This is a genomic window from Cytobacillus sp. OWB-43, from assembly GCF_034651445.1.
In the GTDB taxonomy this organism is placed as follows: domain Bacteria; phylum Bacillota; class Bacilli; order Bacillales; family Cytobacillaceae; genus Cytobacillus; species Cytobacillus kochii.
On the sequence record NZ_JAYEFF010000003.1, the window covers coordinates 53,377 to 68,680 of the forward strand.

The window sequence follows — 15,304 nt, forward strand, 5'->3', positions numbered from 1 at the left end:
TTAGAGATTATAATAGTAACTAATCAAACTTAATGCCTATTCATTAGCTATTAGAGAATAACCTTCTTTAATAATAACTAATGAACGAATGGCTATCTTAAACTATAACTGTCAAATGTATGGTGACAGTTGTATTTGAGATAGCCTATTTATATTGGTATGGGTAAACGAGAGTAGTTAGTTTTGTGACAATAATCATGTAAGCGCTTTGAAAAGTTAATATGTAATCAATATATTAAATGAAAGCTTCAGAGTGGAAATACTCCATCATGAAGCATGTACGCATATCTCCAATTACTAGTTTTGAAAAGAGCATAGGAGATAAATGGAATCGTTAGAGATGCATGAATGATGTAACCAGATATGGATTTAATTTTAGGAACAATGATTTTAAAAAAGAACTTCTGTAAAGCAGCCTGTTTATTAACGATTAAAAATTCCCTTTTTTAATCTCCATTAGTAAACGCCCGTCCTTTGAAATATAGATGGTGTACTGCTATCCATTTATTTAGAAGGTTTTTTATGGATTGTCAAAGGGAGAGAACAGAATGAAGATTCGTTCAGTTAACAGTTTTATTTTAGATATTCCAACAATTCGACCACATCAGTTGGCGATGCACACAATTACTAAACAAGCGATAGTATTGGTTTGTATTCAAAACGAAGAAGGTCAAGAAGGTTGGGCAGAAGTAGCTACGATCGGCGGTGCATCTTATGGAGAAGGTACACCGGAAGCGATTAAGGTCAATATTGATACTTACATTACACCGCATTTGATTGGTAAAAATGCAAATGATTACGCGAAAATAATGACCGATTTAAATAAAGTGGTTAGAGGGAATTATTTCGCTAAATCTGTAGTCGAGTCAGCGTTAATTGATTTAGCTGCAAAAGAAAAACAATTACCAGCATATGAATTACTTGGAGGGAAAATCCATTCTTCTCTCCCACTTGCGTGGACATTGGCAAGTGGCGATACAGCTAAAGACATCGCAGAGGCGGAACGATTTTTAGAGGAAAAACGTCATAGAATTTTTAAATTAAAGATAGGGAAGGGCGATCCATATAAAAATGTGAACCATGTATTGGAGATTATTCGCTCCGTAGGTGATCGAGCAAGAGTAACGGTAGATATTAATCAGGCATGGGATGAAACAACTGCTGATTATTGTATTGCAGCACTTCAAGAAGGTGGTGTTTCAATGGTAGAGCAGCCATTACCCACTTGGAACTTAGAGGGAATGGCTAGATTAACAGAGAAATATGCTGTTCCAATTATGGCTGATGAAGCAGCTAATTCTATCCATGATGTTTTTCAGATTACTAAACTGCGTGCGGGGAATAGCATTGCCCTTAAACCGTGTAAGCATGGTGGATTATTAGAAACGAAGAAGGTAGCAGCTATTGCTGAAGGTGCTGGATTTGGCCTTTATGGTGGGACAATGATTGAATCAACATTAGGAACAGCTGTCTGTGCTTCGGTTTACTCTACAATAGGTGAATTTACATTTGGTACTGAATTGTTTGGTCCTTTATTATTTAAGGATCGTATAACAGTAGACAATTTGCGCTTCGAAAATTTTGAGTTAATTATTCCAGACGGTCCTGGATTTGGAATGGAAATAGATAAGGATAAAGTTGAATTTTACCAAAGATAAAAAAGTGGTTAGGGCAGAATATTCTGATAGAATATAATTAACTGTATGGTTAAAGGAGTGTTATAAATGGCGATGTCAACAGCTTTCTTAACTGCGTATGCGAAGGCTCCCCAAAATACGCCTATGTATGAAAATAATAAACAGATTGGAATCATGCTAGAGATAAATAAACAAAGTCATACAATCGTTAATGTCGATTCTACTTTTATGACAGGACTTGCCAAAGATTATTTGAAGAGAATGATTATTGGGACAGATTTTAGTATAGATATATCAGACTTGATTTTAGATATAGAGATGAACTGTATTATTCCTTCACAACAAGCTTTAATTGTAGCCTTAAAAGTCGCGCACCAGAAGTATCGTGATACGTTTCTAAAAAAACCTATTGAATAATTGCCCGTTTATTTACGATTTCAAGACTCTACTTGAAATAAAACTAGATAAACTATTCGGCCTTTTAAAAAGAGCACTTATTAACTGTGTTGCTTTTTGGAGGGCCATTTTTTTTACCCATAATGAAAGCGTTTTTTAAAAGGAGTTAGATAAAATGAGTAATCTATTTAAACAAGTGAATCAAACGCTTTGGCAATCGCATAAGCGTTCGAAGGATTTATTAACATTTGCTAGTTTACGTGAAGTGAAAGAGACAAGTGTGACATCAACCTCATCAATCGCTAAAGAGGAAAAGAATAATCGTAAAAACAATCCAGGTTCGTATAAAACTAGTCAGGTTATCGGATTACTATTAGGTCCTGTTCTATTCTTCATGATCTGGTTGATACTTCCATTAAATGGATTGAGTGATGAAGGAAAAGCAGTCCTGGCTATTACAGCCTGGGTGTCAACGTGGTGGATTTTGGAGGTCATGCCTTTAGGATTAACCTCCTTGTTACCGATTGTATTATTACCTTTATTAGGAGCAATATCTGGTAGTGAAGCAGCAAGTAGTTATGGCGATCCTAATATTTTCCTCTTTCTTGGCGGGTTTGCGATTGCGCTTGCGATTGAGAAATGGAATCTTCATGAAAGGATCGCGTTGTCAATCATTAGTCTTGTAGGAACAAGTACGTCAGGTTTAGTATATGGATTTATGTTCGCAACAGGTTTTCTTTCTATGTGGATTTCTAATGTGGCGACTGTAATGATGATGTTACCGATAGGAACAGCGATTGCTTTCAAAGTAGGAGAATTAATGAAAAAAGAGGGACAGTATACTTTTGCAGAAGAAAAGAAGTTCACTCAATCTATCATTTTCTCTATTGGCTTTGGTGGAATTATCGGAGGAAGCGCGACACTGATTGGAACGCCACCGAATCTGATATTGGCAGGATTAGTAACTGAAATGTTCGGTATAGAAATATCATTTGCTAAATGGTTTTTGTTTGCTTTTCCAATGATCCTCATTCTAGGTATTGCAACAGCTTTTTATTTAACTAAAATCGCCTACCCCATGAATGTTAAAAGCCTGCAATCAGGAAAACAATTCGTAATAGATGAGAAGGAAAATCTCGGAAAAATGAGTTTTGAGGAAAAGGCAGTAGGGTTAGTATTCACGTTAACGGCTTTTATGTGGTTAACAAGATCTTTCCTCTGGACGGATATCATTCCGGGCATAAGTGACACAATGATTGCGATTACCGGTGCCTTATTACTTTATTTAATCCCAGCATCTAAAAAGCACGGAGGAAGATTACTCGGTCAGGATTCTCTTAAGAAAATGCCTTGGGATGTCTTGCTTTTGGTCGGAGGAGGTTTAGCCATTGCGGCTGGATTCAGTCAAACGGATCTATCATCATGGGTTGGTAGTCAGCTATTATTGTTAGAAGGAACGCCATATATTGTCATTCTGGCTATATCGACCTTATTAGCAATTGGTATTACTCAGATTGCACCTAATACTGCTGTGACAACTATATTTGTACCTATTGCGGCTACGCTTGCGTTAGCAATTGATGCACATCCGTTACCATTAATGACAGCTGTTGCTTTAGGTGCTGGTTTTGCTTTTATGCTACCGATTGGTACACCATCTCAAGCAATTATATTTGGTACAGGGAAAGTAACGATTGTTGATATGTTAAGAAGAGGAACACTAGTTACCATTTTAGCCACTGTACTGATTATTTTATTTGTATACTTCCTATATCCAATGGTATTTGATCTGAACTTGTTCGAATATCCATCAGCTTTGAAATAAAATAAAACAAAGCCTTGCTCCTTATATAGGAGAAGGCTTTTGTTATACTTATATCCCTTTTTTATAGAGCACAAAAGAATAAACAGTTGGTATGATGACAATAATCACAACTAAAATAATCATGATCAGAATCTGAGCAAAGTTGATAAATCCAGTGAGTATCATACCAAGCCCACCAATAATCCACAAATAACCGGCTAATCGATGGGTTTTATTCCAATTTTCCTCACTTGTAAGTGTCCAAGGTAGCTTGATTCCTACCGTGAAATTTTGCTTACTTTTAGGCATATAATTTCCACAAATGATGAAAATGAGTCCTACCAGAATAGGGGCAATAGATTCAATACGGATGTCATAGCCGAGTGCTTTGAATAAGGTGATGGGTACGATGATAAGCGTCATAATTGGAATTAACCATATAATTAATTGTTTGAGTGCTTTAGCGGTATTTTCTTTCTTTGGGTCATTATTTATCATAAAAATAGTAAATAAGTGAATGGCGGCCATTAATAGGGGCAATCCCCACACAGCAATGGCCTTAGAGGTGAAATTATCAGCTTCACCTGCTGTATTCCAGTGGATGGCGATTTGATCAGGTAAATCAGGATATACAATCAAGCCAGGAATAATAGGAAGTAAACAAAGTAACGTCGTAATCACAAGTGTCCTATTCATTTTTCTTGTCATTTTCTTTCCCTCCAAATTGTGTAAACCACAGCATAATTTCTTCAAATACAGAAATATTTAATTCGTAATAAATGAAGTTCTTATACTTGCTTTCAAGTATAAGATCTGCCTTTTTTAGCTGTGATAAGTGATAAGAAATGGTTGCTCCTGTCATTTCAAAATGCTTCCCAATCTCACCGGCAGATAGCTTTTTATCTTTCAGCAAGACAAGAATCTCTCTACGCACAGGGTCTGAAAGAGCCTTAAATGTATCTGGAAACCCCACGATAACACCTCTTTAATCTATTTAGAAATATCTCTAAATAGATTATATAACATGATATGTAAAAAATCACTATCTGTTTCGAAAAATTTCTAAATAGGTTTGCGAGGGGCTCTAGGTTTAGGAATATTCATCCCCCATTATGAATGTATAGATCGTTTTGGAATGAATCATAATCGTTATATAAGTGATTGTAAAAAGGGGGCCATGTATCATTCAAATTGAAAGGGAAGTGTATTAAGGAGAATGACCTGAATAAGAAGAAGTAATAGGCTAAAAAATGAGGTCAAACATTGCTTTAATCATATGAAATTGAAAGAAGCGAAAAAAAATAACACGAAAAAATGTTAATGTTAAACCAACATTTTTTCGTGTTACAGATAGTTGCAATGTTAATTAACTGCGATGCTTTGTATCATTGCGAAGTAAGCCATTAATACAAATAAAACAGAAGCTAAAAAGGAAAGTGCAACATGTTGTTTCATTTTAAAGAGGACTAAGCTTCCACCAAGGCAGCTAAGGGCAAGAATGCCGAATATGATGCCCACTTCAGTGAAAATAAATGAAACTGAAATTCCTTCAAGTGTTCCTTGATAGAACAGATTTAATATCGGTGCATAGCCACTATGAGCAATTAGATTGTCAATGTTCATTGGGGGAGACTGCTCATTAAAAATACCTGTAAGGATAAAGATAATGGTTATGATAAGAAATTCTGCACGAACCCATGGCTTCGGGTTGAATGAAGACTCTCTTTTTAGGCGGTGTTTCATCCAAAACCCATTGATCAAAGCGAATACAGTTAAAGGCATAACAAAAAGTAGTTTTAGCAATAGGCCTTGACCATATGAAACCAATAAGGCATCTTTATAATCTGTTTCAGCAGTCGTCACATTCGTTAGAAGAATACCACTTAAAACAATTAGTAAAAAGCAGATAATGGCTGTTAGATGGAACCATTTTAGAAAAGGCAACCAACTAGTTGTTTGCCGTGAAAACCAGGATACGACGAGTAATACCCCTGCCCAAGTAGAAACGGCAATTAGATGAAGGGCATGAATTCCAATCCCATAAACTCCTTGTATACTGCCAGCATGGCTTGACCAGGCTACACCGATGGTAAGAAGGAAGAGAAGAATCATTTCTCCAATAATGGAAATCTTTCTTTTATCCTCACCAAAAAGGGTAATGTAAAATGCCAGAACGATACAAATGATGAATGTGAAAAGCCAAGCATTCCCTACGCGGAAACTGAGTAATATATTTTCAAAGGCAGAACCCAGCCCATCAAGTTTGGTGAGATGGGTAACTAATTGTATTAAGGGAATGAAAGATAATACGGCAATCCCCATTGTCGCCACTAATTGTATTGAGATGGATACATTTACAGGTGGCTTAGAATTTGCAGGCACCCATCGTAAAATAAAGGTGCCTGCAAGGAGAGCAAAACATAAATAGAGAAGTGCCTCACTCAAAATGGTTATAAAAAACATCGTTTATTTTTTCCTTTTTAATAAGATGATCGCAATAATCGCAACAATGGCAACAAGGATGATACCAATCAATAACCCGTTTGAGTTTGATTCCGTTTCATCCGCTGTTTCGTTGGATGGTGTTGTCTCGTCTTCTTCTACAGTTGGCTCCTCATTTTCTGTAGTTGGAGCAATTTCTGCTGTATCTTCTTCTACCTCTTCTTCAGGAACATTGACTTCAAAGCCGTAAGATTCTTGCATAATATGACCATCTACTCCGATGATTTCCCAGCTTACCGTATAATTACCGTTAGCGATTGGTTCAGAGAAAGTAGCGATTAACTCATCTTCCTTAACAGTGATGTCACTCGCCTCGACTACTTCGCCTTCACTATTTTCAATTTGCAAAGAAGCGTTATCTTCTATAACAGTGTCAAAATATAATTGAATCGTATCAATTGATTCCGTAACAGTCGCACCATCTTCAGGGTTTGAACCATTTAAATGAGTATGTGCAAAAGCGGTATTTGTGCTAATTAATAAACATGTCACTACGAACAGTAGCATAGATAATTTTTTCATATCATGACCTCCAAAACTTTTTTTCGTAATTAGCGTACTAAATTGGGAAAGGAGATACAACCTTTTACCTGTGTACGATTGGTGTCGTTTTTGTGAATTTCTAAAATACTGCTATGACAAAACAATCTCTTAAGTAGCGATAGGCGGCCCCTTTACTTAACAATTAAACACAATCAATTAAAAATGAGAACACCAATGTAGAAAAAATGTTAGATTCATGACATTAATGTGTAGAAAATATGGAATTTGTATGTAAATATCCTGTAACTAATTACCTTAGGTTGTACGTCGAATCCTTTTTATCTTTCCATAAATCCCTCATATATATTTCTTGCCAATTAAAATATTGTTCTTATCATTTTTTGTCGTTAAAATCTAAATGATGAAAATATTCACAAAAGGAGAAAGGTTAATGAATCGAGTAGATGTAGCTTATTCACTGATTGTCGATGAAAACGAAGAAAATATCTTGATGGTAAAGAATATTAAACATAATAATTGGTCCCCACCTGGTGGAGGGGTAGAGAAAGGAGAAACATTGTTAGAGGCAGCAATTAGAGAAACGAAGGAAGAAACAGGTTTGGATATTGAACTTGGTAATATTGTCTCAATTAATGAAGCTTTTATGGAACAGGAAAATTTTCATGCGATTTTCTTTACTTTTAAGGCGAAAGTCATTGGTGGAGAGATTGAAATAAATGATAGGGAGACGATAGAAGAGGTGAGATGGATGAGTATCGCAGAAGCGGAATCTTGGATGCCTTATCATCAAAAGGGTATTCGATATTTATTAAAACAATCTGCACTTTATTATTTTGAGGGAAATTAGTTTCGTATAAAACGGTCTCCATTAGCAAAAAATGTTAAAAAGGAGATGTTTTTCATGAGGAAATTCGCCATTTTTCTGCTTATATATTTACTCGCTTGCCATGTAAGTCTGGAGGAGGTACATGCTGAAGAGTATAAACAACATGATGCCAAAGATAAGGAACAAGTGGTAGACCAGTTTGTATTAGCTATATTGAATGATGAGGTAAGGAATGCAGTAAATGATTATTATAAAAAGGATACTGTAATCCAATTTGACTGGCAAGCAAAAGACTATAACGTTGTTGAAATGAAGCAATGGAAGAAAGGTAATGAACTAGGACATTCTTTTCTGATTAGTTTAACGGTATTGCCATATGATAATAATAAGTCTAGTCAATTGGGTATTGATACAATTACTTTTGGCATTTCGCCTCAATCCTTAAACACACAGAAAAACAATAAGAGTTTAGCATCTACGGAAGTTGAGTTATTAGATTATAAACATAGAGAGGCTGTGTATAAGGGGAGTTAGTTCAATGGAAGAGAGGAGATTGGGTTGAAAGAGATATCTAGAGTGGTCGGGTTCATAGCGGGATTAATAAGTATGATAATTTGGGGAATGTTTACTTTTTTTAACCCTTATTCTTCTGACTTTGTAGGAATAGGTACAGCCTTATTAACCTTCTTCTTGTTGGCACTCCCTGCTTTGTTCATTATTATATTTATAAGGGTCTCGAATCAGTTCATCATGCTCATTGCTGTTATTTGGTCATTGCCCTGTTCACTTTACTTTGCATTAACCCCAGGATTCTTCGCTATAGCTGGTTTAGCTTGGTTATTATATTTAATAAGTTTGATTTTGATGACTCTTCATAAGAAAAAATATAATTCAGTCAATTCAATTTGATAAATGAAGGAATATATGATAGATTAATAAAAAAATTGAGGTGAAGAATGATGCCTATAAAAGATAATTGCTCATTTTCACAATTGCATCATCATATAATCTAGCTTTGCTATTTCGATCTTGAAAATCGTAAATAGGAAGGCTATTTTTCATTCAACCGTATTTGATTAAGTTCACACTTATATCAAGTGCGGTTTTTTTATTATATAAAAAAGGAGAATGTAGAATGAAGAAAATGCAAGAACAAAACGTAAAAGGGACGCAAGATTATTTACCGGAAATTGCAAAGGTGAGAAGAGACATTACTCGAACATTGGAGGAGGTATTCGTTCAATACGGATGTGAACCGCTAGAGACACCGATACTGAATTATTCAAAATTAATGGCTTCCAAATATAGCGGTGGAGATGAGATCCTTAAGGAAATGTACAATTTATCCGACAGAGGACAAAGAGAGCTGGCTCTGAGGTATGACTTAACCATTCCATTTGCTAAAGTGATAGCGATGAACCCTCAATTGAGGATGCCTTTTAAACGTTACGAAATTGGGAAGGTTTTTCGGGACGGTCCTATTAAAACGGGCAGACTTAGAGAGTTTACCCAATGTGATGTAGATGTAACTGGCATTGAAAGTCAGATGGCAGAAGCCGAATTAATGCTTATGGCCCTTGATGCGTTTGAGAGAATTGGTCTTCAGGTGGAGATTCAATATAATAATAGGAAATACCTAAGCGGAATGTTGGCACTCTTTGGAGTCGATAAAGGCCAACTCAATCAAGTGATATTGGTCATTGATAAGCTGAATAAGATTGGTGCCGATGGCGTGATGAAAGAACTTAATCATCTCAATCTCTCAGGAAATACATTAAGTAGTATTCAAAGGTTTTTAGAAGATGAGGAAAACTCAACGTTATCTTCTTTTGAATCTTATGAATCCACTCAAGTACAAGAAGGGGTCAAAGAAATCGCTGAACTAGAAAGTTTTTTGCAGGCCTTAGCTATAGAGGGACAATGTAATTTTAATCCTTTTTTAGCGAGAGGGTTAGAAATTTACACCGGCACAATTTATGAAATCTTTCTTGTGGATAAAACAATTACATCAAGTATTGGTAGTGGAGGAAGATACGATCAAGCGATTGGAGGTCTTATTGGCACAAATGAAACCATGCCAACAGTGGGAATATCCTTTGGTTTAGATGTCATTTCTACAGCATTCATAGCGAGAAATGTTCAGGATTTAAGCCCCTCTCCAGTTGATTATTATGTGATACCACTTAGTAAAAATATCGAGGCATTAACAGTTGCCAATGACTTAAGGAAAAAAGGATACAATGTATTGCTAGAAATGAGTAAAATGAAGCTTCGCAGAGCACTTGAACGTGCAAATAAAGAAAACATAAAAAAAGTCATTATTATTGGCGAAAATGAAGTGAAGAACAATAAGTACAACGTGAAAGATATGGGAACGGGGGAGGAGATAGAGGTAGTTTTTCTTTTTAAATGAAAATAGAAAAGTTTGCTGCAAATAGTTAATGGAAGGAAGTGTAATTATTATTATGTATATTTATACATTTGGTGTGAGGAAGGATAATATTTGAAATTATGTAGTATAATAGAGCCCTTGATTGTTAATAAAAGGGCTCTATTAGCATAATGTGTACTATAGATAATCATAAAACAGTAGCCAATGATTGTGTGCCAATGATTATTATGATTCCGAAACCGCTTAGAAACAAATTTTTAATGGATTTAGTCATTATTTACACCTCCTATATATGATATTCTTCCTAATAAATGATAGAATAAAATATGTAATAATGCCTGCTTTTTGTCATATATGAAAATCGGAGGGCTTAATATGAATAAATTAGGACATGTTTTTAGAACGATACGTCTTGCCAAAAACCTCTCATTGAAAGATATAGCTCAAGGAAATATTAGCATTTCGTTCTTATCTAAGTTTGAAAGAGATGAATCAGACATTTCCCTATCAAATTTTTATTCATTATTAAACAAAATAAATGTGACAATAGAAGAGTTTAGTTTCATAGCCAACGACTATAAATTACTCGACCAAGAAGTTTTATTAGATGATATCAAATCAGCATATGAGAGCAACAATATTATTCTTTTAGAAAAGTATAAAAAGAAAGAAATGGATTTATATATCGAGACAAATAGTCCTACATATAAGTTTAGTTATATTATGATTAGCGCAATTATACATACACTAGACCCGTCGAAGGATGTCTCTCAAGTAGATAGGGATTATATAAGTGAATATTTATTATCTATTGATACGTGGGGATATTTTGAGATTGTCCTGTTTGGAAACTCTATGAATTTATTGACTATGGATTCAATGGTTATTCTATCTAAGGAAATATTAAAAAAGACTAAAATGTATATGAATTTGAGAGTCAACAGACAAGAGGTTATTAGAATTTTACTCAATGCTGTGATTTTTTGTGTTGAAGGAAAAAGATATGCAGATTCTTTATTTTTTATTAAGACACTGGAAGATTTATTAAAAGATACAGGTTTATTTTTTGAGAAAACAAAACTCTTATTCATTAGAGGATTGTATGAAATTAAGACAAATAAAATAGAACTGGGAACTAAAAATTGTAAAAAGGCAATTCAAATAATGTATGATTTAGGATCTGTTGAGATAGCTGCAAATCATGAAGAATACTTAGATAACTGCTTGTCTAGATAGTATTTTCAAATATGACATTGAAATCTTAACATTTAATACTATATATTAAAATAAAATTAATACAATAATAATAACAAGTAAGGTTAATTTTGGTTATTTGTCGTAATTAATAGCTATTTGTTTTATTTATCAATAAAGCCTGAATTTGAAATTGTTATTTATATTTAGTTTTAAGAAACTCAATTCAAATATAGAAAGATGGACTCGTTATGTCACAGAGATTGAATGAAAAGGAATTAGATGCCGTTATTGATATTCTTAAGGATGTTGTAAATGTTCATAAAACATTGTTTGATGATTTACGACCAATGCAAGAGGAGAACCCTAATCATCAGATGTTTTTGTTGCAGAAGGAAAAAGTGGAGTTTTATCAGACAATTATCCAGAAGTTAAATCAGCAACATAGAAAAGTGAATTGATGTTCGGTAGCTAGTCAAATGAATCTATCTTCATTGTAGAACCACACAAATCTTGTGTGGTTCCCTTTTTTTCCTTTACCCATGCCGTTTTGAATGTAATCATGACTGTTTTGGTGATTAAATCTATTTCCTCTTTAATTATGTAAATGACAATACTTTTCAACTTTGTTGTCCACGTGCTTTTATCAAGATTTTTAAAAAGGGATAAGGTTCTAGCCAGTTGGTTTGTGGCAAGTTGTAGCCAAGCGTTTTCGCTAATGTATCCCTTGTTAAGAGTTTTTCCACTGTACTTATTTAGAACCGGTTATATCAATGATACCTACAATCAAGATAAGGACTCCTTTAAGTAAAGTATATTGAACAGGGAGCTGCTTTTAATAGGTTAATTGAGTTCATGCCTGAGCACTTTTAAGGGTTATAGGGTTGTCTTTGTCCAATCCTAGTAAAAATATGATGATACTTCTTAGTGTCCTTACTATTCGAACCGTCCGTTAAAGCTTGTCCTTCTTAATTAAGGTAATTTTATTTCATTTTACTTCTATCAGTTAAATGTCTAATATTAAGTTAATAGGAAAGGGATGAAGCAATGCATTCATTAGTTTTTCAAGAAAAATGGGCCTCAACCTTATCAGAAAAGGACCGTAAAGAGATTGAGGGGATCTATAGTCAATCTGTTCCTCATCTACAAAAGGGAATGATTGGTTTTACCTCTATTTGGCAAGCAAAAAATCATCGAGAGGACTTATTGATATCGGTACTGATTCAAAATACAACGAAAGAAGCTTTTGTTTTAGAGCATACTGTTGTGTCTTATTTAGCTGAGGATGGAACCCAACTTGCTCAACATATTTTTACAACGAATCAAATACATGTTGAGCCAAATACGTCAATGCCATGGACGTTTATATTTCCGGGTGCAGGGGATGTACTAGAAAGAGGCGCAGGAAGGTTAGTTTTAGTAGATTAAAAAGCCATCTCCAACTGATTGGAGATGGCTTGTTTCATTTTTATTTTCCAGGCTTAAAGTTCATTTTCATCGCTTTTGCCATGTTTACTGGTAGGTCTGTATTTTCCATTGTGCCAGTAAACAGTTCTGATCCTGGGCCATAAGTATAAACGGGGATATCAATTCCTGTATGGCCGGTACTTGTCCAACCGACAGATGCTCTTTCTGAAATGATTTGATTGATAGATGAAGCTGGATTATCAGCATTTTTGATTGCATTGACTTCAGCTTTCGTTAAATCAATCGCTGCATATTCTTTTAGCACTTTCTTAGCGTTTGTCCGTTTCTTATTAAGTTTGGATGCCATATAGTCACCTGTAGCCGTCACATCTCGTAGCATTTCCACATTGGCACTACCATTTCCGTAACCGCCAACAGACATTCCGCCTGTATCATGATCTCCAGCAACAACAACAAGCGTATTGCCATCTTTCTTAGCGAAATCCATTGCTTCAATGACAGCTTCTTCAAATGCTTCGCTGTCTTTCATTGCCCATGCTGCATCATTCGCATGCCCTGCCCAGTCAATTTGACTTCCTTCCACCATTAAGAAGAAGCCGTTTTTATTCTTTTTCAATGTATCGATAGCCGTTTCTGTCATGTCTGCTAGACTAGGCTGTTGTGTGTCTTCGCGATCAAGCTCCGGTGCCATTCCTTCTTCGGCAAATAAACCAAGCACTTTATTCGTTTTCTTCACACGATCCAATTCTCTTTTATTTGTAACTAATTGGTAGCCCTCGTCTTTCGCTTCATCAATTAATTCGTCAGTAAAGTATTTTTGTCCTCCACCTAAGATGACATCCACATCATTGTCGAGTAATTGAGGGGCAATATCTGCTTCATCTGCACGAGAAGCGACATGTGAAGCAAAAGCTGCTGGAGTCGCATGGGTAATCGTTGAAGTGGCAACTAGCCCAGATGATTTCCCTTTCCTTTCTGTTTCTTCCAAAATTGTTTTTAGTTCTTTACCAGTCGGGTCGGTGCTTATCATACCATTATTGGTCTTTACGCCAGTTGCCATCGCCGTTCCGGCAGCTGCTGAATCTGTAATATTGGAGTTCGCTGAGTATGTACGTTGCATCGCGATGTTCATCGAGTCAAGAACGGTATCCTCACCTTTATACCAACGATAGTTTGTTGCATAGGCCGCGGAAAAACCGTCAGGAATAAGGAAAATGACATTTTGTGCTTTATCTTTCCCCTTTGGCTTTCCTTTCGCTTCTACTTCTTGCTCAGGTAGTACGGTAGAGATGCCCCCGACAGCAATGGTAGATACAAGTGCGAGTGACAATAGTTTCTTTTTCCAAGTCTTTTTCAACATGTTTCTTCCCCCCTAAAATGGTTTGTACAAGATAACTATAAGGTCGAATTTTTAACGGTTGATAAAGAGAGGGTGAAAAAAGAGTAAAGAAGAAAAAATGGGTAATTAGTGGCGGAAAGGAGTGATTTGGAAGGGTTTTTACGATTGAAAGGAAAGAATGCTTGCTGAATTTGTTGTGGCAATCGCACTTTTGTTCTAATTTATGTAAAAGTTGCGTGAAGGGGGTGTAAAGGACTTTTACACACATGAATAATTATCGCGATTAGTAGATGGGGGACCACTACAAATCGCGATTGTCTGTCAGGTCATATTTCTAAGCTGTTGTTCCATTATAGAAACAAATTCATCTTCTTTCCAAATGGTGAATGTTTCTTTTATATCATACTGTGTTAATAATGCGTTAACGATTTGATAGCCAAGGTAATAGCCTAAGCGGGTCTGCTTGAAGTTTTTCCCTCCATTAATAGAGAACCATTCTTTATAAATTGTATGACTATCGTTAATGGTCTTCATATCATAAAGAAACTGTTTCGCGATTAAACTTTCATTTTTTTGAGTGAAGTCAAGCCACTTTCTGTCTTCTTCAAAGGCGAAATGTTCGTCTAATCGTGCTTCTACTAATAGCGTGGAAAGGGTCGTTGCGATGCCTTCTTGTAAGAGCCATGTATAGGGATGAGTCCAATTGACAAGATGCCAGTCTTGCGAATAGATGTCATTATATAAATAATGCATGACATGTCCAAACTCATGGGCAATAATAATTTTAATATAGGTTTCGTTATAGGGGAGTTTTTCTAGACAAAAGGCTACATCAGGTTGATATTGCTGATACACAAAGGCATTGCTCCCATATAAGCCGACGAGCAAGCGGACTGTTTTAGTATATTTCACATTAAACATCGCTTCATATCGTTGAAGTATATTTGGTATGTGTTCAAGAAATAAGTCTCTCATCGGTAAAAGTTCTGGTAGCTTAGGTGGGTGTTTCTTCAATGCTGCTCGTTTTTTTGTTTCAATATGTAAACAATGATGGGCGAAATAAACTTCATAGTCTGCTTGAAATTGATGATAGTACTGTTCTAAGTATTCGGATGTTGGTTGATAATGGCTCACAAAATCTCCAACTGTATCAACGATTCTCAAATGATGCTGCCTCCTTATTAGTTTTAATGCTAATAAAGTGTTCGCTTCTCAACTGTTAGAATCCTTCCATTTTCATTAAGTGAAAAGGAAATCTAAGAGCAAAGGCGAATATTTTAGC

General features: G+C 35.4%; 16 protein-coding genes. 10 read left to right on the forward strand and 6 right to left on the reverse strand.

The features are described 5' to 3' along the window. Nucleotides 1-548: 548 nt before the first annotated feature. From U9M49_RS12885 to U9M49_RS12895, 3 genes are all read left to right on the forward strand, one after another. Complete coding sequence (locus U9M49_RS12885; RefSeq protein WP_095370402.1) at nt 549-1,658, forward strand: muconate cycloisomerase family protein; 1,110 nt, start codon at nt 549-551, stop codon at nt 1,656-1,658. Nucleotides 1,659-1,724: 66 nt separating this feature from the next. Continuing rightward, nucleotides 1,725-2,054: a DUF3870 domain-containing protein gene (locus U9M49_RS12890; RefSeq protein ID WP_095370401.1), complete on the forward strand. Its 330-nt coding sequence runs from the start codon at nt 1,725-1,727 to the stop codon at nt 2,052-2,054. A gap of 154 nt (nt 2,055-2,208) precedes the next feature. After that, nucleotides 2,209-3,858 carry an SLC13 family permease gene (locus U9M49_RS12895; RefSeq protein WP_322909933.1) on the forward strand — a complete coding sequence of 550 codons (1,650 nt, stop codon included), beginning with the start codon at nt 2,209-2,211 and terminating at the stop codon, nt 3,856-3,858. Between the two features lie 48 nt (nt 3,859-3,906). Here U9M49_RS12895 and U9M49_RS12900 read toward each other — a convergent pair whose 3' ends face one another. The 4 genes from U9M49_RS12900 to U9M49_RS12915 form a co-directional block, all read right to left on the reverse strand. Continuing rightward, entirely contained in the window at nt 3,907-4,545 is a 639-nt protein-coding gene (locus U9M49_RS12900) for an SdpI family protein (protein WP_095370399.1), read from the reverse strand. Further along, nucleotides 4,526-4,810 (reverse strand): autorepressor SdpR family transcription factor, encoded by a 285-nt coding sequence (locus tag U9M49_RS12905; protein ID WP_095370398.1) that lies wholly within the window; start codon nt 4,808-4,810, stop codon nt 4,526-4,528. Before U9M49_RS12905 ends, U9M49_RS12900 begins: the two co-directional genes overlap by 20 nt. A 389-nt stretch (nt 4,811-5,199) precedes the next feature. Continuing rightward, nucleotides 5,200-6,300 (reverse strand): copper resistance D family protein, encoded by a 1,101-nt coding sequence (locus tag U9M49_RS12910; protein ID WP_095370397.1) that lies wholly within the window; start codon nt 6,298-6,300, stop codon nt 5,200-5,202. 3 nt (nt 6,301-6,303) lie between these two features. Further along, nucleotides 6,304-6,861 (reverse strand): copper resistance CopC family protein, encoded by a 558-nt coding sequence (locus U9M49_RS12915; protein ID WP_095370396.1) that lies wholly within the window; start codon nt 6,859-6,861, stop codon nt 6,304-6,306. Nucleotides 6,862-7,273: 412 nt separating this feature from the next. On the opposite strand from U9M49_RS12915, the gene U9M49_RS12920 reads away from it, so the two are divergent. The 7 genes from U9M49_RS12920 (at nt 7,274) to U9M49_RS12950 (ending at nt 12,683) form a co-directional block, all read left to right on the forward strand. Then, nucleotides 7,274-7,690 carry an NUDIX hydrolase gene (locus tag U9M49_RS12920; protein WP_095370395.1) on the forward strand — a complete coding sequence of 139 codons (417 nt, stop codon included), beginning with the start codon at nt 7,274-7,276 and terminating at the stop codon, nt 7,688-7,690. A gap of 54 nt (nt 7,691-7,744) precedes the next feature. Then, a complete protein-coding gene (locus U9M49_RS12925; protein WP_157733777.1) occupies nt 7,745-8,203 on the forward strand; it encodes a DUF3888 domain-containing protein in 459 nt (152 codons plus the stop codon). A gap of 24 nt (nt 8,204-8,227) precedes the next feature. Continuing rightward, a complete protein-coding gene (locus tag U9M49_RS12930; protein WP_095370393.1) occupies nt 8,228-8,578 on the forward strand; it encodes a hypothetical protein in 351 nt (116 codons plus the stop codon). A 226-nt stretch (nt 8,579-8,804) separates the two neighbouring features. Next, nucleotides 8,805-10,082, forward strand: a complete 1,278-nt coding sequence (locus U9M49_RS12935; RefSeq protein ID WP_095370392.1) for a histidine--tRNA ligase — start codon at nt 8,805-8,807, stop codon at nt 10,080-10,082. A 354-nt stretch (nt 10,083-10,436) separates the two neighbouring features. Continuing rightward, complete coding sequence (locus U9M49_RS12940; RefSeq protein WP_322909934.1) at nt 10,437-11,297, forward strand: helix-turn-helix domain-containing protein; 861 nt, start codon at nt 10,437-10,439, stop codon at nt 11,295-11,297. Nucleotides 11,298-11,506: 209 nt separating this feature from the next. Then, nucleotides 11,507-11,716, forward strand: a complete 210-nt coding sequence (locus tag U9M49_RS12945) for a hypothetical protein (protein ID WP_095370390.1) — start codon at nt 11,507-11,509, stop codon at nt 11,714-11,716. Nucleotides 11,717-12,302: 586 nt separating this feature from the next. Beyond that, nucleotides 12,303-12,683 carry an SLAP domain-containing protein gene (locus U9M49_RS12950; RefSeq protein WP_095370388.1) on the forward strand — a complete coding sequence of 127 codons (381 nt, stop codon included), beginning with the start codon at nt 12,303-12,305 and terminating at the stop codon, nt 12,681-12,683. A 40-nt stretch (nt 12,684-12,723) separates the two neighbouring features. On the opposite strand, the gene U9M49_RS12955 is transcribed toward U9M49_RS12950, so the two are convergent. Then, complete coding sequence (locus U9M49_RS12955) at nt 12,724-14,043, reverse strand: alkaline phosphatase (RefSeq protein ID WP_095370387.1); 1,320 nt, start codon at nt 14,041-14,043, stop codon at nt 12,724-12,726. Nucleotides 14,044-14,343: 300 nt separating this feature from the next. Further along, the gene (locus U9M49_RS12960; RefSeq protein WP_095370386.1) at nt 14,344-15,186 is read right to left on the reverse strand and encodes a hypothetical protein; all 843 of its coding nucleotides are present in this window, start codon (nt 15,184-15,186) and stop codon (nt 14,344-14,346) included. Between the last annotated feature and the right edge of the window lie 118 nt (nt 15,187-15,304).

Excerpts from the sequence above, each read along its gene's own strand:
- U9M49_RS12885 (WP_095370402.1), top strand. The coding sequence starts at position 549 with ATGAAGATTCGTTCAGTTAACAGTTTTATTTTAGATATTCCAACAATT.
- U9M49_RS12890 (WP_095370401.1), top strand. The coding sequence starts at position 1,725 with ATGGCGATGTCAACAGCTTTCTTAACTGCGTATGCGAAGGCTCCCCAA.
- U9M49_RS12895 (WP_322909933.1), top strand. The coding sequence starts at position 2,209 with ATGAGTAATCTATTTAAACAAGTGAATCAAACGCTTTGGCAATCGCAT.
- U9M49_RS12900 (WP_095370399.1), bottom strand. The coding sequence starts at position 4,545 with ATGACAAGAAAAATGAATAGGACACTTGTGATTACGACGTTACTTTGT.
- U9M49_RS12910 (WP_095370397.1), bottom strand. The coding sequence starts at position 6,300 with ATGTTTTTTATAACCATTTTGAGTGAGGCACTTCTCTATTTATGTTTT.
- U9M49_RS12915 (WP_095370396.1), bottom strand. The coding sequence starts at position 6,861 with ATGAAAAAATTATCTATGCTACTGTTCGTAGTGACATGTTTATTAATT.
- U9M49_RS12920 (WP_095370395.1), top strand. The coding sequence starts at position 7,274 with ATGAATCGAGTAGATGTAGCTTATTCACTGATTGTCGATGAAAACGAA.
- U9M49_RS12925 (WP_157733777.1), top strand. The coding sequence starts at position 7,745 with ATGAGGAAATTCGCCATTTTTCTGCTTATATATTTACTCGCTTGCCAT.
- U9M49_RS12935 (WP_095370392.1), top strand. The coding sequence starts at position 8,805 with ATGAAGAAAATGCAAGAACAAAACGTAAAAGGGACGCAAGATTATTTA.
- U9M49_RS12940 (WP_322909934.1), top strand. The coding sequence starts at position 10,437 with ATGAATAAATTAGGACATGTTTTTAGAACGATACGTCTTGCCAAAAAC.
- U9M49_RS12945 (WP_095370390.1), top strand. The coding sequence starts at position 11,507 with ATGTCACAGAGATTGAATGAAAAGGAATTAGATGCCGTTATTGATATT.
- U9M49_RS12950 (WP_095370388.1), top strand. The coding sequence starts at position 12,303 with ATGCATTCATTAGTTTTTCAAGAAAAATGGGCCTCAACCTTATCAGAA.
- U9M49_RS12955 (WP_095370387.1), bottom strand. The coding sequence starts at position 14,043 with ATGTTGAAAAAGACTTGGAAAAAGAAACTATTGTCACTCGCACTTGTA.